The 1,255-nt window shown below is 74.0% G+C and carries 1 protein-coding gene; it reads right to left on the reverse strand.

What is annotated here, in order from left to right; translation table 11 throughout:
• Window positions 1–97 precede the first annotated feature (97 nt).
• Window positions 98–1,255: MFS transporter (locus AB0H87_RS41865; RefSeq protein ID WP_360159451.1), on the reverse strand; the 1,158-nt coding region annotated here is incomplete at its 5' end.

A 1,255-nucleotide genomic window follows, 5' to 3' on the forward strand; every position in this document is an offset into this window, starting at 1 on the left:
GGCCGCGACCGGCTGGGACCTGGTGCCGCCGACGCTGCTGCGTTCCGAAGGCCCCCTGGGTACGACCCGGACAACCTGTTCCGGGTCAACGTGAACGTCAGTCCGGCGTGACGATCCCGCGCGGGCACGACGGTCGGACCCGCGCCGCCGGCTCGGGCCGCAGGTTGAGCGCGAGCAATGCGGTGGCCGCGATGCCGGCCGCGACCACCAGCACCGCGTTGCGGAAGCCGTCCGCGGTCGCCACCCGCAGCTCCTCCCCGGCCAGCCCGCCGGTGCCGGCGTCGGCCACCAGCACGAGCAACGCGAGACCGACCGCGGCGCCGATCGACGTGCTGGTCGAGGTGATGCCGGAGGCGACGCCCTGCTCCCGGTCGGCGACGCCGATCCCGGCCGCGATGAAGATGACGGTGAAGGAGATGCCGTCGCCCACGCTGATCAGGACCAGACCGGGGATCAGCGCGGCGTACGAGCCGTCGGGCGTCATCGCCACCGCGAGCAGCACGGCGCCGACCGCGCCGATGCCGAGCGCGAGGAACAACGTCGGCCGCAGTCCCCAGCGGGTCGCCGCGCGGCCGGCGAAGACCGAGCCGGCGACCACGACAGCGGTCGGGACGAGGAACGCCACGCCGGTCCCCAGGGCGTCGTAACCGCGTACGTCCTGGAAGTAGAGCGTCAGGAAGTAGAGCACCGAACCGAACGTGGCCCAGAACATGAACGCCATCGCGGCGGCCGTGGCGAGGTTGCGGTTGCGCAGCAGCCCCGGCGGCACGAGTGGGTCTCGTCCGCGCCGCTCGATCACCGCGCAGGCCGCCAGCGCGAGCACCGCGCCGATCTCGCTCACGATCACCGCGGGCGACGACCAGCCGAGGTTCGGGCCCTGGACGAGCGTGAAGACGAGCAGGGTGATGCCGAGCGCGGCGGTGAGCGCGCCGGGCAGGTCGAACCGGCGGCCGGCCTCACGCCGGCGGTCGGCGGGGACCAGCACGAACGACAGCAGCAGCGCGAGCGCCGCCAGCGGCACGTTGACGAAGAACACGGCCTCCCAGCCGAACGCCTGGGTGAGCACGCCGCCGAGCAGGACGCCGACCACGAGCCCGGCGGCTCCGGTGCCGCCCCAGACCGCGACGGCACGGTTGCGTTCGGGGCCCTCCGGGAAGGTGGTGTTGATCAGTGCGAGCGTGGCGGGAAAGACCAGCGCGCCGCCCAGGCCCTGCACGGCGCGGCCCACCAGCAGCACCACCGGCGTCGGCGCGAG

The sequence above is a fragment of the Asanoa sp. NPDC050611 genome (assembly GCF_040654855.1).
Classification (GTDB): domain Bacteria; phylum Actinomycetota; class Actinomycetes; order Mycobacteriales; family Micromonosporaceae; genus Asanoa.